19 protein-coding genes and 10 tRNA genes are annotated in these 21,178 nt (G+C 69.3%); 11 read left to right on the top strand and 18 right to left on the bottom strand.

Going from position 1 to position 21,178, the window contains the following annotated elements:
- Positions 1 to 297: 297 nt before the first annotated feature.
- Positions 298 to 1,176, bottom strand: a complete 879-nt coding sequence (gene htpX / locus AB0H36_RS07695) for a zinc metalloprotease HtpX (RefSeq protein ID WP_360518206.1) — start codon at positions 1,174 to 1,176, stop codon at positions 298 to 300.
- A 95-nt stretch (positions 1,177 to 1,271) separates the two neighbouring features.
- On the opposite strand from htpX, the gene AB0H36_RS07690 reads away from it, so the two are divergent.
- Positions 1,272 to 1,616: a VOC family protein gene (locus AB0H36_RS07690; RefSeq protein ID WP_360518203.1), complete on the top strand. Its 345-nt coding sequence runs from the start codon at positions 1,272 to 1,274 to the stop codon at positions 1,614 to 1,616.
- Between the two features lie 28 nt (positions 1,617 to 1,644).
- Positions 1,645 to 1,923 carry a hypothetical protein gene (locus AB0H36_RS07685; RefSeq protein ID WP_360518200.1) on the top strand — a complete coding sequence of 93 codons (279 nt, stop codon included), beginning with the start codon at positions 1,645 to 1,647 and terminating at the stop codon, positions 1,921 to 1,923.
- A gap of 3 nt (positions 1,924 to 1,926) precedes the next feature.
- Here the strand turns inward: AB0H36_RS07685 and AB0H36_RS07680 are convergent, their stop codons facing one another.
- On the bottom strand, positions 1,927 to 2,085 hold the full coding sequence (locus tag AB0H36_RS07680; protein ID WP_360518197.1) for a hypothetical protein: 159 nt from the start codon (positions 2,083 to 2,085) through the stop codon (positions 1,927 to 1,929).
- Positions 2,085 to 2,795 (bottom strand): TIGR03619 family F420-dependent LLM class oxidoreductase, encoded by a 711-nt coding sequence (locus AB0H36_RS07675; protein ID WP_360518194.1) that lies wholly within the window; start codon positions 2,793 to 2,795, stop codon positions 2,085 to 2,087. Before AB0H36_RS07675 ends, AB0H36_RS07680 begins: the two co-directional genes overlap by 1 nt.
- A gap of 120 nt (positions 2,796 to 2,915) precedes the next feature.
- On the opposite strand from AB0H36_RS07675, the gene AB0H36_RS07670 reads away from it, so the two are divergent.
- Complete coding sequence (locus AB0H36_RS07670; RefSeq protein ID WP_360518191.1) at positions 2,916 to 4,043, top strand: hypothetical protein; 1,128 nt, start codon at positions 2,916 to 2,918, stop codon at positions 4,041 to 4,043.
- 284 nt (positions 4,044 to 4,327) lie between these two features.
- Here AB0H36_RS07670 and AB0H36_RS07665 read toward each other — a convergent pair whose 3' ends face one another.
- Together AB0H36_RS07665 and AB0H36_RS07660 are read right to left on the bottom strand one after the other, a co-directional pair.
- On the bottom strand, positions 4,328 to 4,963 hold the full coding sequence (locus AB0H36_RS07665) for a hypothetical protein (RefSeq protein ID WP_360518188.1): 636 nt from the start codon (positions 4,961 to 4,963) through the stop codon (positions 4,328 to 4,330).
- Between the two features lie 37 nt (positions 4,964 to 5,000).
- The gene (locus tag AB0H36_RS07660) at positions 5,001 to 5,753 is read right to left on the bottom strand and encodes a GntR family transcriptional regulator (RefSeq protein ID WP_360518185.1); all 753 of its coding nucleotides are present in this window, start codon (positions 5,751 to 5,753) and stop codon (positions 5,001 to 5,003) included.
- 50 nt (positions 5,754 to 5,803) lie between these two features.
- Here AB0H36_RS07660 and AB0H36_RS07655 point away from each other — a divergent pair, with 50 nt between their 5' ends.
- The 7 genes from AB0H36_RS07655 (at position 5,804) to AB0H36_RS07625 (ending at position 16,353) form a co-directional block, all read left to right on the top strand.
- Complete coding sequence (locus tag AB0H36_RS07655; RefSeq protein ID WP_360518182.1) at positions 5,804 to 8,518, top strand: UxaA family hydrolase; 2,715 nt, start codon at positions 5,804 to 5,806, stop codon at positions 8,516 to 8,518.
- Positions 8,519 to 8,529: 11 nt separating this feature from the next.
- Entirely contained in the window at positions 8,530 to 9,420 is an 891-nt protein-coding gene (locus AB0H36_RS07650; protein ID WP_360518179.1) for a fumarylacetoacetate hydrolase family protein, read from the top strand.
- Positions 9,417 to 10,868, top strand: a complete 1,452-nt coding sequence (locus AB0H36_RS07645; RefSeq protein WP_360518176.1) for an aldehyde dehydrogenase (NADP(+)) — start codon at positions 9,417 to 9,419, stop codon at positions 10,866 to 10,868. The genes AB0H36_RS07650 and AB0H36_RS07645 overlap by 4 nt, the downstream gene beginning before the upstream one ends.
- Positions 10,865 to 12,682: an IlvD/Edd family dehydratase gene (locus AB0H36_RS07640; RefSeq protein ID WP_360518173.1), complete on the top strand. Its 1,818-nt coding sequence runs from the start codon at positions 10,865 to 10,867 to the stop codon at positions 12,680 to 12,682. Before AB0H36_RS07645 ends, AB0H36_RS07640 begins: the two co-directional genes overlap by 4 nt.
- The gene (locus tag AB0H36_RS07635; RefSeq protein ID WP_360518170.1) at positions 12,682 to 13,989 is read left to right on the top strand and encodes a DUF2088 domain-containing protein; all 1,308 of its coding nucleotides are present in this window, start codon (positions 12,682 to 12,684) and stop codon (positions 13,987 to 13,989) included. Before AB0H36_RS07640 ends, AB0H36_RS07635 begins: the two co-directional genes overlap by 1 nt.
- A complete protein-coding gene (locus AB0H36_RS07630) occupies positions 13,986 to 14,852 on the top strand; it encodes a U32 family peptidase (RefSeq protein ID WP_360518167.1) in 867 nt (288 codons plus the stop codon). Before AB0H36_RS07635 ends, AB0H36_RS07630 begins: the two co-directional genes overlap by 4 nt.
- A 118-nt stretch (positions 14,853 to 14,970) precedes the next feature.
- Positions 14,971 to 16,353: an FAD-linked oxidase C-terminal domain-containing protein gene (locus AB0H36_RS07625; protein ID WP_360518164.1), complete on the top strand. Its 1,383-nt coding sequence runs from the start codon at positions 14,971 to 14,973 to the stop codon at positions 16,351 to 16,353.
- 116 nt (positions 16,354 to 16,469) lie between these two features.
- Here the strand turns inward: AB0H36_RS07625 and AB0H36_RS07620 are convergent, their stop codons facing one another.
- From AB0H36_RS07620 to AB0H36_RS07560, 13 genes are all read right to left on the bottom strand, one after another.
- Entirely contained in the window at positions 16,470 to 16,658 is a 189-nt protein-coding gene (locus AB0H36_RS07620; protein ID WP_360518161.1) for a hypothetical protein, read from the bottom strand.
- A 54-nt stretch (positions 16,659 to 16,712) separates the two neighbouring features.
- Positions 16,713 to 16,796 (bottom strand) — tRNA-Tyr (locus AB0H36_RS07615).
- An 11-nt stretch (positions 16,797 to 16,807) separates the two neighbouring features.
- On the bottom strand, positions 16,808 to 17,635 hold the full coding sequence (locus tag AB0H36_RS07610; RefSeq protein ID WP_360518158.1) for an alpha/beta hydrolase: 828 nt from the start codon (positions 17,633 to 17,635) through the stop codon (positions 16,808 to 16,810).
- 95 nt (positions 17,636 to 17,730) lie between these two features.
- Positions 17,731 to 17,819, bottom strand: a tRNA-Ser gene (locus AB0H36_RS07605).
- Between the two features lie 42 nt (positions 17,820 to 17,861).
- Complete coding sequence (locus tag AB0H36_RS07600; protein ID WP_360518224.1) at positions 17,862 to 19,004, bottom strand: RtcB family protein; 1,143 nt, start codon at positions 19,002 to 19,004, stop codon at positions 17,862 to 17,864.
- Positions 19,005 to 19,083: 79 nt separating this feature from the next.
- Positions 19,084 to 19,176, bottom strand: a tRNA-Ser gene (locus AB0H36_RS07595).
- A 31-nt stretch (positions 19,177 to 19,207) separates the two neighbouring features.
- A tRNA-Gln gene (locus tag AB0H36_RS07590) sits at positions 19,208 to 19,280 on the bottom strand.
- 33 nt (positions 19,281 to 19,313) lie between these two features.
- Positions 19,314 to 19,760 (bottom strand): HNH endonuclease, encoded by a 447-nt coding sequence (locus tag AB0H36_RS07585; RefSeq protein ID WP_360518155.1) that lies wholly within the window; start codon positions 19,758 to 19,760, stop codon positions 19,314 to 19,316.
- 69 nt (positions 19,761 to 19,829) lie between these two features.
- A tRNA-Leu gene (locus AB0H36_RS07580) sits at positions 19,830 to 19,906 on the bottom strand.
- Between the two features lie 81 nt (positions 19,907 to 19,987).
- Positions 19,988 to 20,064 (bottom strand) — tRNA-His (locus AB0H36_RS07575).
- Positions 20,065 to 20,066: 2 nt separating this feature from the next.
- A tRNA-Arg gene (locus AB0H36_RS07570) sits at positions 20,067 to 20,140 on the bottom strand.
- Positions 20,141 to 20,232: 92 nt separating this feature from the next.
- Positions 20,233 to 20,308, bottom strand: a tRNA-Pro gene (locus AB0H36_RS07565).
- Positions 20,309 to 20,481: 173 nt separating this feature from the next.
- Positions 20,482 to 20,550, bottom strand: a tRNA-OTHER gene (locus AB0H36_RS07560).
- 484 nt (positions 20,551 to 21,034) lie between these two features.
- Between AB0H36_RS07560 and AB0H36_RS07555 the strand changes: the two genes are divergently transcribed.
- Positions 21,035 to 21,110: transfer RNA gene (locus AB0H36_RS07555), tRNA-Thr, on the top strand.
- Positions 21,111 to 21,178 lie beyond the last annotated feature (68 nt).

Below are 21,178 nucleotides of genomic sequence, written 5' to 3'. Positions count from 1 at the left end.
GGAGGTGGTGATTGTGATGGCCTGGCGGTCCGCGGCATCGGGATCCCGTTCGCGGGTGGTCCGGGTGGCACGGGCGCGGTGCACTCGACCGCCCTGGGTAGTGAACTAGGGCACCAAAGCTGACCCACACATCAGTCAGAAGAGCCGTTATTTGCTGTGCAAGCACACGACAGGGTCGGCCAGCCCAGGAGAGCTGGACCAGACAGCCTGGCTGGTCTCGGTGGGAGCTGGGCCCGTCAACCCACCGCTGGGCAGCAGAAAGGCCGACCGGGTGTCCGGTCGGCCTTCTGGTGTGGGTTAGGCGGCGGCTAGTTCGCGGGCTTTGGCTTGGAGGCGGGCTATCCGGCGGTCCATCGGGGGGTGGGTGGAGAACAGGGCCGCGATGCCGCGGCCGTTCAAAGGGTTGGCGATCATCAGGTGGCTTTGGGTTGCCACGCCGGAATTGGTCGGGAGTGGCATGGCCGTCGTACCGCGGCTGATCTTGGCGAGGGCGCTGGCTAGGGCGAGCGGGTCGCCGGACAGTACGGCGCCGTCGTCGTCTGCGGCGTACTCGCGTCTCCGGCTGACAGCCAGCTGGATCAGGCCGGCGGCGAACGGCGCGAGGAGCACGGTCAGCAGCGTGGCCAGCGGGTTGGGGGCGTCCTCGTCGTCGGACGAGCCGAGCGGGAGGAAGATCGCCAGGTTGGCGAGCGTCGTCACGATGCCGGCCAGCCCGGCCGCGATGCTCGAGGTCAGGATGTCGCGGTTGTAGACGTGTGCCAGCTCATGGCCGAGTACGGCGCGCAGCTCGCGGCGATCCAGGATGCGCAGGATGCCCTCCGTCACCGCGACCGCCGCGTGCTCCGGGTTCCGGCCGGTCGCGAACGCGTTCGGCTGGGCGACCGGGCTCACGTAGATCCGCGGCATCGGCTGACCCGCCCACTGCGCGAGCTCGGCCACGACGCCGTACAGCTCGGGCGCCTGCTGCGGGCTGACCGGCCGCGCCGCCATCGAGCGCAGCGCGAGCTTGTCGGAGTTGAAGTACAGGTAGGCGTTGAGCCCCAGTGACAGTACGGCGGCGATCAGCACGCCCGTCGTACCGGCGATGTAGCCGCCGACGACGATGATCAGAGCGGTCAGCAGGGCGAGTAGTGCGGCGGTCCTGAGCGCGTTACCGGCGCGTCGAAGACCGGTCATTCTTCATCACTCTCCATCGGAAAGGTCTTTGACTGCAGGAACATCGCCGGCCGAACCGGTATTCCCGGTGACCTGGTGGCTTCGTACGATGCGATATGGCTCTCGACCTGTTTGCGGAGATGTCCGTGTCGGACTACCCGGGCGCGCTGAAGTGGTACGAGCAGCTGCTCGGGGCGGCGCCGGTGATGTATCCCAACGACATCGAGGCGGTGTTCGAGCTCGCCGAACACCAGTACCTCGTCGTCGAACACCGCCCCGACCACGCCGGCCACGGCCAGGTGACAATTTTCGTCGAGGACTTCGACGACCGAGTCACCGCAACCACCGAACGAGGCCTGGAACCGGCCCTCCGCGAGACGTACGACAACGGCGTCCGCAAGTTCATCTACAAAGACCCCGACGGCAACGAAATAGGCTTCGGCGGCGGCCCCGCCGACTGAACCGTCACCTTGCTCCGAGGGTCTGCTCGTGTTGCAGATCAAGGGCTTGCTCGATGCCGGTCTGCCGACCCGGATCATCCGGCAGTTGCTCCCTTGCCTCGATCAGCCGCAGAGCATCTACGTCCCTGAAGTGACACCCGAGATGATCGCCACGTTGCAGCGGGAGCAGGTCCGGCTGACCGAGCGCATCGACTGTCTGGCCCGCAACCGGAAGGCGATCGCCGAGTACCTCGACAAGGTCATCAGCGTCAAAGCCGCGAACGAGCGGAAACAGAGTCTCGGCGGGAAGCCGGCTGCTGCTCGCTGATCCTCAGGGCGTGAGTACGCCGAGGTGGCCGGCTGCCTCGATCACCTCGCCGAGCAACTCGAGCCATTCGTCCACGTCGGCGGCCTTCAGGCCCACGTCCAGCCCGAGGCCCTGGCCGCCGGCCAGGTACACCTGGGTCGCACCACTCTCGCGGGCCGCCATCAAGTCCTCGGCGATCTGCTTGGGCGATCCGCCGAGGAAGGGACGCCCGTCCCCGATCGGCTCACGGGTGACCGGGGTCGGCCACGGTGCCTGGTTGACCACAACGAGGTCCCCGGGATCGCGGCCGGCAGCACCGGGATGCGGGCCTGGACCGGCTTGGGATTCACCTGCGACGGCGCGATCCGGTAGAACTCGCCTTCGTGCTGGACAGGGTCCGGGCCCCACGCGGCCCGCATCGCCATGATGAATTCCTCGGTACGGGCGCCTTTGCGGCTGCTCGACACGTTCGCCGTCTCGAACTCGTGGTGCTGCCAGCCCTGTCCCAGACCGGCGATCACCCGGCCTCCGCTGAGCCGGCCCAGGGTGGCGAACCGGCGGGCGACCATCACTGGCACATGGAGCGGGGCCACCAGGACCGCGGTGCCCAGCTTGATCCGTTCTGTCGCGGCGGCGACATAGCTCAGCGTCTCCAGCGGCTCGTAGACCGAGCCGTAGAACTCCGGCAACAGCTCGGGTTCACCGCCCGTCCACAGCACGACTTTGTCGAGCGGACGGAGCAGACGCTCGAACGTCCACAAGGCCGTGTAGCCGAGCCGTTCGGCCTCCTTCGCGAGCTTGACGAGCATCTCCGGTGACGTCTCCGGCCCAGCCGTGGGCAGTGCAAGGCCGATCTCCAGGGGTCCGGAGCGCCGTACTGTTGCGTTTCGCATGGCACCCATCGTTGAACCGTCACATGGATGTGAAGGTCAATCCGGGGTCGTGTGAGGTCGGCCGCATGTCGTGGGGCGTCAGTGCTGGTTCGAGGTGGTTGTGGTGCCTAGCATCGGGGCGTGGGGGAATCTGAGCTGCGCGGCGCCAGGCGCGAACCTGATGATGTGGATCTCGAGCGTTGGCGCGTGCGTCAGCGACGGCTGGCCGAGGTCTACGCGCAGGGGCAGGTGGCGCTGGACGAGGGCCTTGAGCTCCGGCCGATCACGCGGGATCTCGCAGAGTTGTTGTGGTCGTTCCGTGACGACCGCCGGCTGTGGAGGCAGTTGCGGAAGCAGCAGATCGTCGTGGAAGACCTCGACGAGGCCAGACGAGTCCAGTTGCGTGCCGCTGTCGACATCGATTGGGCGCCGTTCCTGCGTGAAGCTGGGCACCAGCCACCACCGTCTGCCGAGGTGCTGGCCGATGAGTTCCGGATGGATGTACGCCGTGCGATCGGCGACGGCGGCGTGTACACCCGTGACCTCCGGGCTCGGGTCGCGGACCTCGCGACCCGGCTCGATCGAGCCCTGGCGGATCAGCGCCCGGGTGCCGGCGCGAGGATTCGCTCGTACCTGAGGCTGAGTTTGCCGGTGGCAGGCCGGGCCGCCGTGGTGCACGGTGTCGCGGCTGCTGCGGGGTTCGGAGCGGGAGCGGCGCTGGCACCTACGCTGGGTCCGTTCGGCGCCGCCGTGGGCCTCGCGGTCGTCAGCGGCGCGACCAGGGAGGCTTTGGGTCGTGTGCTTCCGCAGTGGGAAGCAGACACTCGGGGAGCCGACGGCCCCACTCGTTCAGAGGTCATCAGGACCGTGATCGAGCGGCTGCGGCCGGAGGAAGCCGGCGCCCAGGCGGAGAATCTTCATGCGCTCGGCGCGCTGTCGCGGCAGCATCCGCCGGGAACCAGCATGCTGAGGGTCGCCACCGAGGCCGGCGCCGAGGAACTCTTCCGGGCAGCACTTGAATGGATCGACCGCACGCTCGCCGCCGTCTTCGTTGCCTGGCAGTACGCCGCCACCAGCGACACCTTCGCGGCAGAGCCGTCGTTCACTCAGCAGCTGGAATGTCTCGCCGATGACTTGGGTCGGGCGCGTAGAGCCCTGGCGGACTTCGGCGTCGAGGGCTCGAGCCTGGAGGCGCTGGCGGACGAACTGACCGAACACGTCCACACCGTCCTCAGCCAACTACCCCCAGGCCACGGAAAGCAGGTCTGACTGCAAGGGGCGTGGTCTCTGGCGGGGGAGGCTCGCTCAGGTGCGGCCTGCGTGTGAGACCCCGATTGCACACTGCTCGATGCAGTACGAGTCACAGGGGTCATCTGGACCGGTCACAAGCCGCACGTACCCAGCGCGGTCTGCAGCCCGCAAGACGCTGGCTAGCCGGTAACTCCCGGCGGTAGCCGGAGAGGATGCACCGCGCTGAGCGGGGGCGGGTGGGAGCGGTTGTAGTGGGCGCGACGAAGGAGCGACCGCGAAGCACGCGTCGGGAGGACACACGCTTACGGTTCGTGGTCGGAGCGGTAGCGGAAGAGGTCGGGGAGGAAGTTCTCCAGGTTGCCTACTTCTTCTATGTGGTGGCGGATCCAGGCGGCCAGTTTGGCCGGGGGGAAGGCGCGGGTGTGGGCGATTCGGTTGAGCACGACGCCGCCCAGCAACGTGGTGTCGCCGAGGGTGAGGCGGGTGATGTAGCGGGTGCCGCCGTTGTACGGCGTGAACTCGTTCTCCAGGCGGATGAGGCAGGTGCCGAAGAGCCGTTTGGAGATGATCGCGGCCTGGGTGTCGATGGTTTCGACGGTGACCTGGATGTCGATCAGCTTGGTGACGTCGCGGCCGAGGGCTTCGGTGATGTGGAGGCGGGTGCCGGGCTCGACGACAGCGCTCGAGGTCTCGTACGAGATGTGGTCGAGCGGGTGCCAGACCAGGTAGCGCGGCACGATCTGGCCGGCGTACCGCATGGTGCCGGGGACGTGCCCGTACCACCAGGCGAGCATCTCGGGGGTCACCTGGGAGAGCGGGGAGTGGCGGATCGTGACGACGGTTCGGCCGTTGGTGGCGTTGGTCCAGACGGCCGCGGACCCGAGCGGGCGGAGCGGCCACAGGACGGGCCGCGGTTCAGGGAGCTGGGGTGCCGTCATTCCCTGCGCGTGCCCCGGCGGCGGAGTCCGAAACCGCTCAGTCGTAGATCCGGCGGAGCCGGACGGACATTGAGTTGTCGATGTGCTGGTTCATGGCGGCTTCGGCGGCTTCCGGATTGCCGGAGCTGATGGCATCGACGAGGGTGCGGTGCTCGGTGAGGACCTCGGGGCCGATGTCGCGTTCGTAGTGCAGCCGGAAGATGTGCAGGTGGCAGTGGGTGCGCTCGAACGCGAGCCGGACCTGCTCGCTCCCGGACAGCGACGCGATCAGTGAGTGGAACCGGTTGTCGTGTGCGGTCAGGGACTTGTAGCCGGCGTAGTCCACCGACGTCGGCTCGACGGCGTTCGCGAGCTCGGCCTTCAGGCGGGCGCGGCCGTCGTCGTCGATCAGCTCGGCCGCCCGGCGGGCTGCCCACGGCTCGAGCAAGCGGCGGAACCGGTACAGGTCGTCGAACTCCTCCAGCGACAGCAGCGGCGTCGCGCGGTACCCCTTCAGCGGCTCCTTGACCGCGAGCCCCTCGGACTCGAGCCGAGCCAGCGCCTCGCGAACCGGTGTCGACGACACCTGGAACTCGCGGGCCAGCCCGTCGATCGAGATCCGGGCGCCGGGCCGGATGACGTGGTCCATCAGCATCGTCTTGATCGCCTCGTACACGTCGTCGGCGAGCATCTGCCGCCGCAGCAACCGCCGGTCCTGCGGCTCCACGATGTCCGTCATCGGCCCTCTCCGGATCCTGGTCGCGGTCTTGACCCAGCCGGTCGTCTTCGGCAGGGTTACGTCTGTAATCATGCATCATGCACGATTCGGGGTCACTGAGCCAGATCCACGAGAGGCGAGGCATGTTGAGGTTCGACGAGGTCGGCGTACTGCCCGAGCCCGAGGACAACGCGGCGATCTGTTCCCGCCGGCTGGACGCCGGTACGGCGATCGACCTCGACGGCACTGTGGTCACGCTGCCGCACACGATCCTCGAGGGGCACCGCTTCGTCGTCCGGCCGGTCCCCGCCGGGGAGGCGGTCACGTCCTGGAACACCCCGTTCGCCCGCGCGACCCGGGACCTCGTCCCCGGTGACTATGTGTGTACGCCGACCAGCCTGGCGGCAGTCACCGCACGCGGAGTCGAGGGACTCCCGACCGAGCCGTCGGCCACCAACGAGCCGCTCGACCCGTACCAGCTGGACGAGTCCGCGCTGAACTTCGGCGCCCAGGTGACGAGTGTCGAGCAGCCCGGAACGTTCCTCGGCTACCCGCGGGAGCAGGGCGCGGCCGGTACCCGCAACCACGTGGTGGTGATGGCGACCAGCTCGCGCAGCAGCGGGTTCGTCACCGAGCTGGCCCGGCGCTTCGACGGCGCGGCCGCCGGCGACGGCGTCGTACCGGTCGCGCACACCGAAGGCGGCGAGGACGAGGTCCCGAACAACCTGGACCTGCTGCTCCGGACGCTGGCCGGCTTCACGCTGAACCCGAACGTCGGCGCCGTCCTGATCGTCGACGCCGAGGACGACGTGGTGTCCGGCCAAGCGGTTCAGGACTACACGGCGGAGCACGGCTACCCGTCGATCAAGGTCCCGCACGCGTTCTTCACCCGCCACGCGGGCTTCGAGCACGACCTGACCACTGCCGGTGCGCTGATCGAGCCGTGGCTGCCGGTTGTGGACGCCCAGCCCCGGGTCGAGGTCCCGCTCGCCGATCTGAAGATCGCCCTGCAGTGCGGTGGGTCCGACGCGTTCTCCGGGATCTCGGCGAACCCGCTGGCCGGCCTGGTCGGCGCGGAGGTGATCAAGCACGGCGGCGCCGCCGTACTCGCGGAGACCGACGAGCTGATCGGCGCCGAGGGGTACGTGCTGAAGAACGTTCGCGACCTGGCCACGGCGAAGCGGTTCCTCGCGACCGTCCGGTCGTTCAAGGAGCGGGTCGGCTGGCATGGTCACACCGCCGAGGGCAACCCGTCCGGCGGCAACGTCTACCGCGGGCTCTACAACATCGTGCTGAAGTCGATCGGCGCGGCGCGGAAGCTGCCGCGCGAGGTCCGGCTCGACCACGTGATCGACTACGGCGAGCCGCTGCCGGGCAACGGCTACGTCTTCATGGACAGCCCCGGCAACGACCTCGAGTCGGTGGCCGGCCAGATCGGCAGCGGCTGCAACCTGATCTTCTTCACCACCGGCAACGGCTCGATCACCAACTTCCCGTTCGTGCCCACCCTCAAGTTCGTCACGACGAGCACCCGGTACGAGCACCTGCACGCCGAGATGGACGTGGACGCGGGCCGCTACCTCACCGGTACGGCGATGGACGAGCTGACCGCGGACACCTTCGACCTCACCGTCCGGGTCGCATCCGGTGAGCCGAGCGCGGGGGAGCGGGCCGGACACAGCCAGGTGTCGATCTGGCGGAACTGGCGGCAGAAGGGCCCGCGGGAGGGCATCTCGATCAGCACCGACGGCCGGATGAGCCGCAAGCTGACCGACCTCCCGGCCGAGGACCGCGACGCCCCGCTCGACGGTCTTCCGCTGACCGGACTCGGGACGAATGCGCGGACAGCCGTACGGCTCCTGCAGGTCGACGACCGCCTGGTGCCCGAGTCGGTCGGCCTGATCCTGCCGACCAGCCTGTGCTCCGGCCAGATCGCGCTGCGGCTCGCAGCCCAGGCGGAGCTGGAGAAGTGGGCCGGTGGCGCGGTCACGCGGATGGTCGCGCTCCCGCACACCGAGGGCTGCGGCAGCAGCGGCGGCGCGTCCGAGGAGACGTTCGCGCGCACGATGCTCGGCTACCTGCTGCATCCGAACACCCGGATGGCGCTCCTGCTCGAGCACGGTTGCGAGAAGACGCACAACGACTACTTCCGCTCCCGCCTGGTCGAGGCGGGCGCGGACCCGGCCCGCTTCGGCTGGGCCAGCATTCAGGCCGACGGCGGTCTGGAGGCCGTCGGGACGAGGGTGCGCGACTGGTTCGGCAGCTTCGACCTCGCGCCGCCGGTCGAGTACGACGGGACGGTCGGCGACCTCACCATCGGGCTCGAAGCCCGCGGACGGCTGTCCGACGAGACGGCCGAGGCGCTGGCGCTGATCGGCCGCGAGATCGTGGGCTCCGGCGGTTCCGTCGTACTGTCCTCGCGCGGTGCGCTGCTGGCGCACGACGTGTTCCGTACGGCGGCCTTCGGGTCGGCAGGCCACGTGGAGTCGACGATCGCGCACGGGCAGCGGTTCGCCGAACCTGGCTGGCACGTGATGCGGATGCCCGGCACCGACTGGATGGAGACCGCGACCGGATTCGGGGCCGGCGGCGTCCAGCAGATCCTCGCGCACGTCGCCGGCGGCACCTTGTCCGCGCAGCGGTTCGTCCCGGTGGTCGAGTTCAGCAACGATCCGGAGACGGTCGCGAAGTACGGCGACGACCTCGACGCCGTCGCCACCGGCGACGCGGCGGACCAGGCCCGGACCGGGCTCGACACCATCGCGGCCGTCGCCGGCCGCCGGCTCGTCCCCAAGGCGGTTGCCTCCGGCAACGTCGGCTTCCAGATCACCCGCGGTTTGCTCGGCACGTCGATGTGAAAGGTCAACCCATGCATTTGGTCCGTTACCAGTCCCCGGACGGCCGGCCCGTCGTCGGTGTGCGCACCGGCGACACCGTGGCTCCGCTGGAAGGCGTCAACAGCTTCGCGGAGCTGCTGCGGCTGCGGCTCGACGAGCTGCAGACCGCGGTCGCCAAGGTCGGCGCGGAGGTTCCGGCCGCCGGCCTGAAGTTCCTGCCGCCGCTCGACGGCCGCGGCGAGGTCTGGTGCGCGGGCGTCACGTACGAGCGGTCGCGCGGCGCCCGGATGGAGGAGAGCACCGAGCAGTCCGTGTACGACAAGGTCTACACCGCTGACCGGCCGGAGCTGTTCCAGAAGGCGCCGGCGTGGCGGGTCGTCGTGGACGGCGAGCCGGTCGGAATCCGGTCCGACTCCGGTCACGACGTACCGGAGCCGGAGCTGGCCGTCGTCGCGAACAGTCACGGCGAGATCGTCGGCTTCACGGTCTGCAACGACATGAGCTCGCGCTCGATCGAGGGCGTGAACCCGCTCTACGTGCCGCAGGCCAAGTTGTTCGCCGGCGGCTGCGCGCTGGCCGCCGGGATCCGGCCCGCCTGGGAGGTGGCCGACCCGAAGGACCTCACCATCGACCTGGTCATCGAGCGGGCCGGTGACGAGGTGTTCGCGGGTACGACGTCCACCGCGAAGCTGGTCCGGGACCTGCAGGACCTGATCGACGCCCTGTTCCTGCCCAACGACTTCCCGGATGGCGTGATCCTCGCAACGGGTACTGGGATCGTGCCGGAGCTGGACTTCGCGCTCGCCGAGGGTGACGTGATCACGATCACCATCGCCGAGCTCGGATCGCTGACGAATACGGTGGCTGTAGGCCGGGACCCGTTCGCGTTCCTGGCAACCGAGAACCTGGAGGCAAAGCGATGATTCCGGACACCACCCCCGCCGAGCTCGAGCAGGCCCTGACCGACGCGGCCGCCGCCGCACCGGCGCTCGGCGCCTCGGAGCCCGCCGTTCGGGCCGGGTGGATCCGTGCTGTCGCGGACGCGCTGGACGCGGCCACGGACGAGCTGGTGCCGATCGCGATGCGGGAGTCGTCGCTGCCCGAGCCGCGGCTGCGCGGTGAGGTCGCGCGCAGCACCGGCCAGCTGCGGATGTTCGCGGACGTGCTCGAAGAGGGCTCGCTGCTGGAAGTGATCATCGACACCGCCGACCCGAACGCGAAGCCCGTACCGCGGCCCGATCTGCGCCGCGTGCTCGTGCCGCTCGGGCCGGTGCTGGTGTTCGCCGCCAGCAACTTCCCGTTCGCGTTCAGCGTCTGCGGCGGCGACACCGCGTCCGCGCTGGCAGCTGGGTGCCCGGTGATCGTTAAAGCACACCCCGGCCACCCGGACCTTTCGGCGAAGACGGCCGAGGTGATGATCGAGGCGCTGCGGGTCGCCGGTGCTCCGGCGGGCGCGTTCGGCCTGATCCAGGGCTTCGACGTCGGCGTCACCGCGCTGAAGGATCCGCGGATCACCGCGGCCGGGTTCACCGGTTCGGTCCCGGCCGGCAAGGCGCTGCACGAGATCGCGGTCACCCGGCCCGAGCCGATCCCGTTCTACGGCGAGCTCGGCAGCATGAACCCGGTCTTCGTCACCCAGGCCGCGATCGATGCCCGCGGCAAGGACATTGCGACCGGGTACGTCGGCTCGTTCACGCTCGGCGTCGGCCAGTTCTGCACCAAGCCGGGGCTGCTCTTCCTGCCCGCCGGCCACGGCCTGCAGGAGCAGCTGACCGAGGCAACCGGAGGCGTTGCCGAGGCCCCGATGCTCAACGACCGGATCAAGGACGGCTTCGCCTCCGGCCTGGACCGGCTGCAGAAGGTCGAGGGTGTCCGGGTCTGGGCGTCCGGTGGCGCGACGCTGCTGCAGACCACGGTCGCCGAGCTGCTGTCCCGCCGCGACGAGATCCTCGAGGAGTGCTTCGGCCCGGTCTCGATCGTCGTCGAGTACGACGGCCCGGACGAGCTGAAGGCCGCCGTCGAGGCGTTCGAGGGCAACCTGACCGCGACGCTGCACGCGGAGTCGTCGGACACCGAGCTCGCCGGTGAGCTGCTTCCGTTGCTGTCGGCAAGGGCTGGGCGAGTGCTCTGGAACGGCTGGCCGACCGGTGTCGCGGTGTCCTGGGCCCAGCACCACGGCGGCCCGGTCCCGTCGACGGTCGGCTCGATCCACACCAGCGTCGGTGTGACCGCGGCTCGCCGGTTCCAGCGGCCGGTGGCCTACCAGGATGCGCCCGACGCGGTGCTGCCCGCCGTACTGAAGGACTCGAACCCGGCCGGGATCAGCCGCCGGGTGAACGGCACTGTGAGCACAGGTGAGGTGTCTCGATGACCGATCTTCCCCCGACCAACGACCCCGGCGAGGGTCAGGTCCTGCCCGGTGAAGGGCACCCGCAGGAAACCGGCCGGCGCAGTTTCGACCACTGGTTCGGTGAGAAGGGCCGCAACGGCTTCATTCACCGGTCCTGGATGCGTTCGCAGGGCTTCTCCGAGGAGGCGTTCGACGGCCGACCGGTGATCGGCATCTGCAACACCTGGTCCGAGCTCACCCCGTGCAACGCGCACCTGCGCCGGGTCGCCGACGCGGTGAAGCGCGGCGTCTGGCAGGCCGGCGGGTTTCCGCTCGAGTTCCCGGTGATGTCGCTCGGCGAGACGCTGCTCCGGCCGACCGCGATGCTGTTCCGCAACTTGCTCAGCATGGATGTCGAGGAGTCGCTGCGCGGCAACCCGCTCGACGGCGCGGTGCTGCTGACCGGCTGCGACAAGACCACGCCCGGCTCGATCATGGGCGCCGCGAGCGTCGACCTGCCGACCCTGGTGGTGACCGGCGGCCCGATGCTGAACGGCAAGTTCCGCGGCTGCGACATCGGCTCCGGTACGGCGGTCTGGCGGTTCACCCAGGACCTCAACGCCGGCCGGATGTCGGCCGACGACTTCGCCGCGGCCGAGGCGGGCCAGTCCCGCAGCAACGGCCACTGCATGACCATGGGTACGGCGTCCACGATGGCCTGCATGGCCGAGTCACTCGGTCTGCAGCTGACCGGCGGCGCGGCCATTCCCGCGGTCGACTCCCGCCGCTACGTGATCGCCCAGAAGTCCGGTCAGCGGATCGTCGAGATGGTGAAGGAGGACCTCAAGCTCAGCGACATCCTGACCCGGGACGCGTTCGCGAACGCGGTCCGTGCCAACGCGGCGATCGGCGGCTCGACCAACTTCGTCATCCACCTGCTGGCGATCGCCGGCCGGGTCGGCGTCGACATCACGCTGGACGACATCGACGAGTGGGCCCGTGGGGTGCCGTGGCTGGTGGACCTGCAGCCGTCGGGCAAGTACCTGATGGAGGACTTCTACTACGCCGGCGGCCTGCCCGCGGTGCTGAAGGAGATCGAGCCGCTGCTCAAGACCGACGCGATCACCGTGACCGGCAAGTCCATCGGCGAGAACATCGCGAACGCCGAGCGGATCGAAGCGATCATCCCGGGTGGTACGGCGAACGACACCTACGCGGTGATCCGGCCGGTCGGCAACCCGCTCGGGTCCGGCGCGGGAACCGCCGTACTGAAGGGGAATCTGGCGCCGGACGGGGCCGTCATCAAGCAGTCCGCCGCGTCCGAGCGGCTGTCGCAGCATCGTGGCAAGGCGCTGGTGTTCTCCAGCATCGAGGACTACGACAAGGCCGTCGACGACCCGGACCTGGACGTCGACGAGGACACCGTGCTGGTGCTCCAGAACGCGGGGCCGCGCGGCTACCCGGGTATGCCGGAGGTCGGCAACATGACGATCCCGCGCAAGCTGGCCGAGCAGGGCATCGACGACATGGTGCGGATCTCGGACGCGCGGATGAGCGGTACGGCGTACGGCACCGTCGTACTGCATGTCACGCCGGAAGCGGCTGTGGGTGGTCCGCTGGCGCTGGTGCGGACGGGTGACTGGATCGAGCTCGACGTACCGGCTCGTCGGCTGCATCTCGACGTACCGGAGGAGGAGCTGGAGAAGCGGCGGGCCGACTGGCAGCCGCCGGCGCCGCCGTCGGATCGCGGGTGGGCGCGGCTGTACGTCGACCACGTCACCCAGGCGAACCAGGGCTGCGACCTCGACTTCCTGGTCGGCCGCACCGGCTCGTCCGTCGCGAGGCAGAGCCACTGATGTCTTCCTGGGGCCCGTTTGATGCCATCCGGGGGCTGCGGCCGACCGGTGTGATCCCGCAGGTCACGCCGGTCCGGCGGTTGCTCCCGGACCTCCCCAGCTCGGCCGATCCATATACCGACGCCTTCAACGCGTTGGAGCCGTTGCGCGGCCGGATCCTCCCGGGTGCGCGGATCGTGGTGACTGCCGGCAGCCGCGGGATCCACGACCTGGTGCCCGTGGTGAAGGCGGCCGTGGACTGGCTGACGTCGGTCGGCGCCGAGCCCTTCGTCGTACCGGCGATGGGCTCGCACGGCGGTGCGACCGCCTCCGGTCAGCTCGAGATGCTGGCCGGGCTCGGGATCACCAAGGAGTCCGTCGGTTGCCCGGTCGAGGCGACCATGGAGACGGTTGTCCTCGGCACGCTGGTCGACGGTACGCCGGTGCACCACGACGCGCTGGCGGCAAAGGCGGACGGCGTCCTGCTGGTGAACCGGATCAAGCCGCACACGGACTTCCGCGGCCCGATCGAGAGCGGGCTGGCCAAGATCCTGGCGATCGGCCTCGGCAACCACGCCGGCGCGGCGTCCCTGCACGCCGGCGGGATCCCGTCACTTGGTGGCGCGATCGAGGCCGCGGCCCGGATCGTCATTGCCCAAGGCAAGATCCTGGGCGGTCTCGGCATCCTCGAGAACGCGCTGGAACGCACGGCCGCGGTCGAGTTCGTCGACGCCGACGGGATCGCCGGACCGGCCGAGCAGGCCTTGCTGCAAACGGCCGGCAGCCTGCTCGGGCGGCTGCCGTTCGACGAGCTCGACGTCCTGGTGGTGGACGAGCTCGGCAAGGACAAGTCCGGCGCCGGGATGGACACCAACGTGATCGGCCGGTGCTGGGTGCACGGGATCCCCGAGTTCGAGTCGCCGTCGATCGCGGCGATTACGGTGCACTCGCTGTCCGAGGCATCGCACGGGAACGCGTCCGGCCTCGGCCTGGCCGACGTGATCCCGGGCCGGCTGCTGGAGCAGATCGACCTGCGGGTGAGCTACGTGAACGCGTTGACGTCCGGCGCCGGCGGAGCCCGCCGGTCCCGGCTGCCGATGGTGATGGAGGACGACGAGGCCGCAGTCCTGGCCGCCGCGACGATGTGCGGCCGGCGCGACTGGTCCGAGCTCCGGCTGGCCCGGATCAAGGACACCCTTTCCCCGAACGAGTTGATGGTGACGCCGGCACTGCTGACCGAGGCAGGTGACCGCTTCGACCTGGAGATCGCCGGGACGGCCCGGGACCTGACGTCGGCCGGCCGGCTCGGACCCTGGAGTGACGCATGAACCTTCGCGAGGCACACGCGCTGCTGGCCGACCGCGGCTTCCGTCCGGGCGACACGTCCGCGCGGACGTTCCCGGACGGCTCGCCGTACAAGATCGAGATCCCTTCCTGTGAAGGGCCGCGGGTGATGGCGGCCGTGCTGGAAGAGGCCAAGACCCGCGGTGTGACCATCGACCGGGTGTCGCAGGGCAGCGGCGTGATGATGCTGACCGACGCCGAGATCGAGGAGATGCTCTCGCTCGGCGCGTCGGCCGGCGTCGAGGTCTGCCTGTTCCTCGGGCCGCGTGGCTCCTGGGACATCGGCGGCCAGGCCAAGGTCTCGGCCGCCGTCGGTGGTGTTGCCCGGGGCAACGAGATGGTCGCGGCGTCGCTGTGTGACGCGTTCCGGGCGGTCGAGCTCGGGGTGCGCAGCCTGCTGGTCGGCGACATCGGCGTGCTGGAGATCCTCGGCGAGCTGAAGGTCGACGGCTCGCTGCCGTCCGACCTGGTGCTGAAGACGTCGGTGCTGATGCCGCTGCCGAACGCGCCGACGGCCCGGCTGTACGAGCGGCTCGGCGCGACCAGCCTGAACGTGTCGACCGACCTGCCGGTGCCGGTGCTGGCCGAGATCCGGTCGGTGACGACGGTCCCGATCGACATGTACATCGAGGTCCCCGACGACCAGGGTGGGCATGTCCGGTTCTACGACGTACCGGAGATCGTCCGGGTCGCGGCGCCGGTGTACCTGAAGATGGGGCTCCGAAACGCGCCGAACATCTACCCGGTCGGCGCCCACCTGTCCGGCACCGCCGAGGCCCTCGGCCGCGAACGGGTCCGCCGCGCGGAGTTGATCCTGCGGTTGCTCGCCGAACAGGATGAGGGATGACAGTGCTTTTGGCCGGGCCTCCGGCGCCGGCGTGGTCATGGGGCCTTGGCTCCCGGCCTTCCCTCGTCCCTCCGGTCGCTTCGCTCCCTCCACTCCTCAGTCCAGGCCGGGAGGCCCCATGACCTCCGATCCGTTTGTCGCCCGGCTGCGGTCGGTGCTGGGCGACAAGGGTGTGCTGGACGATCCCGACGTACTGGACGCTCATCGCAACGATCACGCGACCTTCTGCACGGCCGGCGTACCGCGGGTGCTGGTGCGGCCGTCGTCGACCGCCGAGGTGTCGGAGGTGCTGAAGGCCGCTGGTGAGTTCGGGGTGCCGGTGGTCACGCAGGGGGCGCGGACCGGACTGTCCGGGGCGGCGAACGCCATCGACGGGTGCCTGCTGCTCTCGACCTCGAGGCTCAACCAGGTGCTCGAGGTCTCGGTGGAGGACCAGGTCGCCGTCGTACAGCCCGGTGTGGTGAACGCCGAGTTGTCGCGCGCGGTTCTCGAGCAGGGGCTGTTCTACCCGCCGGATCCGTCGTCGTGGGAAATGTCCACGGTGGGTGGCAACATCGCCACCAACGCCGGCGGGCTGTGCTGTGTGAAGTACGGCGTGACGTCGGACTTCGTGCGTGGACTGGAGGTGGTGCTGGCGTCGGGCGAGGTCGTCCGCACCGGCCGCCGGTCGGCGAAGGGCGTCGCGGGGTACGACCTGACCCGATTGATCGTGGGATCCGAGGGGACGCTCGGTGTCGTCACGGAGGCGACGCTGGCGCTGCGTCCTGCACCCGAGGCCGCGTTGACCGCGGCGGCGACGTTCCTGTCCATCGAGGACGGGATCGCCGCTGCTGCCGCGGTGATGGCGTCCGGGCTCCGGCCGTCGCTGCTGGAGTTCCTGGACGGGCCGACGGCCCGGGCGATCCAGGACTACCGGGACATGGGGCTGCCGGCCGACGTCGGGTCGCTGCTGATCGCCCAGTCGGACCGCGGTCCGCGGGCGGCCGAGGACGTCGCCCGGATCGCCGCGATCTGTTCCGAGCACGGTGCGATCGAGGTCGCGGAGGCCTCCGACGCCGAGGAGTCCCGGATGCTGCTCGAGGCCCGGCGGCTGGTGAACCCGGCGCTGGAGCCGTTGGGTGTCACGTTGGTCGACGATGTCGCCGTACCGCGGTCGAAGCTGGTCGCGTTGCTGCGCGGGATCGCGGAGATCGGCACGAAGTACGACGTACTGATCTGTTGCCCTGGGCATGTGGGTGACGGGAACATGCACCCGACCGTGATCTTCGACCGCGACGACCCGGCCGCCGAGGCGCGGGCCCTGGAGGCGTTCGGCGCGGTGATGGAGCTCGGGCTGGCGCTGGGCGGCACGATCACCGGCGAGCACGGCATCGGCACGTTGAAGACCCGCTGGCTCGAGCAGGAGCTCGGCCCGGCCGGCCTCGACCTGCAACGCCGCATCAAGCAGGCCTTCGACCCCGCGAACCTCCTCAACCCGGGCAAGGTCCTGGAGCGCTTCTGAGGTTTTCGGAGTCCCCCTGCCTGGAGTCGAACCAGGGACCCGGCCTTCGGAGAGCCGGGCGTGCATCCGTCACCAAGGGGTCGTCCGGGTACGCCGACGGCGTACCCGGCGGGTGGTCACTCGTCGACCGAGACGACGCGCATCCAGTCGGAACAGTCGGCTTCGCACCACACGTGATCGCCGCGGTGGGCGATCCGGTCGCGCTGGACGTGCCCGCAGGCGAGCCGCACCCGGCGCATCGCGTGACCCTGTTTGACCGGAGCACCGGTCCTACCACCCGGAACACGCTTCCTGAGGTCGGCCATGGCCGGTCCTCCTCTCTCGTCACATTATTTGTTGCTAAAGGCATCATTGCCTCGTGCAGGAGACAGGATTCGAACCTGCTCAGCCCTAGGGCAACGGGTTTACAGCCCGCCCCACCTCTCCCACGGTGGCGCTCCTACCGGGAGGTTGGTCAGCTTCGCGTCCGTGCGAGCTCCGCGAGAAACGCATCGGGCCGCTCGATGTGCGGGACGTGCCCGGCGTCATCGATCACGCGCAACTGCCAGCCGAGCCGCCCACTCGCCTCGATGGCAAGCTCCAGCGGCACGAACCGATCCTTCGCACCCCACAGCAGCGATGTCGGTCCGGCGATCGGGTCATGGACCTGCTTCGTACACGTGCCGATCAGCTGCCGCATCGTGCGCTTGACGTGCGGTACGACGGCACGGCTGCGGGTGTATGTGGTGAACGCGTCCATCCAGTCCGGCGCATCCCGCCGTACCCGATCGAGGTCCGCGAACGCCCACCGCTCGAACCGCACCATGTTGTCCTCGGTCGGCCGCACCGCGAACCTGATCGCCGTCACCCGAAGCCCGATCGGCATCCGATACCGGCCGACCCCGGGAGCCCCGTAGATCACCAACCGGCGCAGCAACTCACCATGCTTCGCCGCGAACCGGGCAGCCATCGTCCCGAGCAACGAGTGCGCGATCAGGACCGGCGGCTCGTCGCAGGTCAGCCGCAGCAGATCGATCATCCAGCGGCCGAACGCCTCGTCATCCAACCGGTCGACCGGATCGGACTCCCCAAGCCCTGGTACGTCGGGAACGATGACCCGATGCTCTTCGGCAAGGCGAGCCAGCACCGGCGCCCAGTAGATCCCGCCACACTCGATGCCTCCGTGCAGCAACACCAGCGGCGGTCCGTCGCCGCCCTCCAGGATGACCGTGGACACGCCGCTGACGTCGATCCGCCGTTCACCAACCGGCAGATCACGCAGCAGCCGTGCGCGTTCTGGCATCACGTTCGTCAGGCTAGGTCCGGGCGCCGGAGGGCCGCTTCCGAAGAACTACGCAACTCCCGGACGGCGGTGCTGCGAACAACTGTGTAGCTGCGCGGTGAGGGCGAGATTCGAACTCGCGGACCGGGCGAACCCGGCCGACGGTTTAGCAAACCGCTGCCCCTGCCTGCAGGCGGACCTCACCAGCAGGGTCCTGCCGTGTCCCCTGACCACGGCAGGACCCCAATCAGCCCTTCACGCAGATGACCTGCTTGAGGTGGGCGACGACCTCGACCAGGTCGGACTGAGCCGCGATGACCGACTCGATGTCCTTGTACGCCGCCGGGATCTCGTCGATCACGCCGGCGTCCTTGCGGGACTCCACGCCCGTGGTCTGGGCGATCAGGTCGTCGACCGTGTACCGGCGCTTCGCCTCGTTGCGGCTCATCCGCCGGCCTGCCCCGTGCGAGGCCGAGTAGAACGACCGCTCCGAGCCGAGGCCGCGAACGACGTACGACCCGGTCCCCATCGACCCCGGGATCAGCCCGAGGTCGCCGCGACCCGCCCGGATCGCGCCCTTGCGGGTGACCAGCAGGTCGAGTCCGTCGAGGTGCTCCTCGGCCACGTAGTTGTGGTGGCACGAGATCGGCTGCTCGAACCGGACGTCGTACGGGAACGAGTCCCGGACCGCCTGCATCACCAGCGCCAGCATGACCGCGCGGTTCCGGGACGCGTACTCCTGCGCCCAGGTCAGGTCCCGGCGGTAGGCGTCCATCTCCGGCGTGCCGGACAGGAACACCGCCAGGTCACGGTCCGGCAGGTCAGCGTTGTGCGGCAGGGTGCGGGCGATCCGCATGTGCCGCTCGGCGAGCTCCTTGCCGATGTTCCGGCTGCCGGAGTGCAGCATCAGCCAGACCCGGTCCTCGTCGTCGAGGCAGACCTCGATGAAGTGGTTGCCACCACCCAGCGACCCCATCTGCTGGTGCGCCTTCTTCTCCCGGTCCTGCACCCCGTCGTGCAGGCTCGAGAACGAACCCCAGAACCGGTCCCAGCCCCGGTCCAGCCCGAGCTTGCGCACACTCACCGGGTCCTCGTGCGCCCGGAACCCGACCGGTACGGCGGCCTCGATGCGGGATCGAATCGCCGACAGGTCGTCCGGCAGGTCCGCGGCCGTCAGTGAGGTGAGCACACCTTCCATCCCGCACCCGATGTCGACCCCGACCGCGGCCGGCGACACGGCCTGGTACATCGCGATCACCGAGCCGACCGTCGCACCCTTGCCGAGGTGTACGTCCGGCATCACCCGAACGCCGTGCACCCACGGCAGCGCCGCAATGTTCCGCAGCTGCTGCAGCGCCTGCGCGCCGACCTCATGCTCCTGCGCCCACATGAGCGTGGAGCTCTTCGCCCCACTGAGCTCAACCGGAAACTCCACGTCCATCTCCCCACTCTCCTCAATCGTCAGCATGCGGTGAGACTGGGATTCGAACCCAGACGTCCGTTGAAGGACCTGCCGTTTTCGAGACGGCTGCCGCTAGGCCTGACACTCGGCTTATCTCACCAGGTCATGTGCGCCGGGTGATCGGCGTACCGCTGCCAGGGCAGGGCTCGAACCTGCGGGACCTCGGGTCAGAACCGAGGGTGGGTCACCGTCGCCCACCTGGCATCGCCCTCCGGCGCGACACCTGGTGGTGCCGCGTCAGAGCGCTATCTCCGCACGCGAGGGGATCCACGGTTGCCACAGCAGTGGCATGCCGGCCTCCTCGGGCGTGCGTGAGCCCTTCTTCTCGTTGCAGGACGCGTGCGCGGCGACGGCGTTCAGCCACTCGCCACGTCCACCGCGTGATCGCGGCACCACGTGGTCCATCGTGGTCGCGCCGGGCTGACCGCAGTACGCACAGGTGTGCTTGTCGCGCTTGAGCACGCCGGCCCGCGTGTACTGCAGGCGTCCGGAGGCGTAGCGCCACTTGGTCACGACGTACCGCACCAGCCGCAGCACGCGGGGGAGCGGGAACGGTCCGATGCTGGCGCCGTCGTGCGCTTCCTCGACGACGGCGACCTCCCGGACGAGCATCCGGATGGCGTGCGGAATCGACACGACGTGCAGTTGCTCGTACGAGGCGTTGAGAACGATCACACCGCTCATGTGGTCCCTCCTCCCTTCCAGTGTGCCCGACAGCGCGTCGCCAGGTCGGCTGATCTCGGTGTGGTCGTGTGGTACGGCCCCGGGGATTCGAACCCCGAACCTCCTGGGTCTGAGCCAGGCGCCTCTACCAGTTGGGCGAGGGCCGCAGGTCTGTCGGTACGGCGGGTCTGCTTTCGGCCGGCCGTGTGGTTGGTCGTGTGGCTTGGTCGTGTGGTTGGTCGTCGTACTGGGGTGTCCGGCGGGGCTCGAACCCGCTTCCTCCGGGGTCACGTCCCGGCGCATCGACCGCTTCTGCTTCGGACACAGCACGCCCGGCAGGACTCGAACCTGCACTCCCCGGCTTCGTAGACCGGTGCTCTCTCCCGTTGAGCCACGGGCGTCCGGTGCCCTGCGCCGGATGTGGTGCGGATTTCCGGCGCAGGGCACGTTCGTGGCGCCCGCTCGGCCGGTAGCTGAGCATCCTGCGGGCGCCTGGTCCAGCTGGAGGGACTCGAACCCCCGTCGTCCTCAACCCAAATGAGGCGGCCTAGCCACTGGCCCACAGCTGGTGACGCCCCCGGGTTGCCCCGGGGACGGTGCCCGGGACACGCCCGGGCGTCCTCCCCGGCGCACGGGCGGCGCCGCAGGGAAGGTCCACCGGGCTTCGGCCGCCCGGCGGAAAATGCGATGAATGTCCAGTTGTCAATTGTTCGGGTCGGTATTCGTGAATACCGCACAAAAGCATCGGTGGAAGGAGTCGAACCCTCGCGGCGCGGGTTTGGAATCCGGCCGGCAACCATTGCTCACCGACGAGGTAAAAGAAAAGAGCCGCCTGACGCCGGACACCCGGCTCAGACGGCTCCCTGGGACGATCTCCCGCTGGAGATCACACAGGTGGGCCGCCCGTACTCGGGATCAGCTCGCTGCCAAGCTGGTGATAAAAGGCGTCTTCACAGACGGATCGGCTATCGCGCACCGGTTGCGGGCACGCCGGCAAGGCAATGGCTCCCCGCCACGCCTGCATCGCGTTCCACTTCCCGGTCACAGCGATCTCCTCGAAGTCTCGTAGTCCCTTGCGGCCATTAGTCTCACCCAAACCCACCAACAAAGTCAACGCATTTCCCATCCCATTTCTTCCCGCCCCATTTCCCACCCCTCCGACGCGCCCCTCACCCGCCGTGGTTCCACCCCGCGCCGCCCACTACAACCCGTGACCCTCCGACCACCGCGCCCCTCCAGCCCTATCCGATTCGGAATCTCCCCCACCCTCCCGCTACACTCTTGCCTCGGCACCCGCCGCCTTAGCTCAGTCGGCAGAGCGTCTCACTCGTAATGAGAAGGTCGTCGGTTCGATTCCGACAGGCGGCTCCACCAGAAGTACGCGCTGACCTGCGCAAACACCGTTCGACGTGGAACCGGGCACCCCGCCCGGTTGCAGT

Source organism: Kribbella sp. NPDC050820 (assembly GCF_040653975.1).
Lineage (GTDB): Bacteria > Actinomycetota > Actinomycetes > Propionibacteriales > Kribbellaceae > Kribbella.
This window is presented reverse-complemented; position numbering and strand designations above follow the sequence as displayed.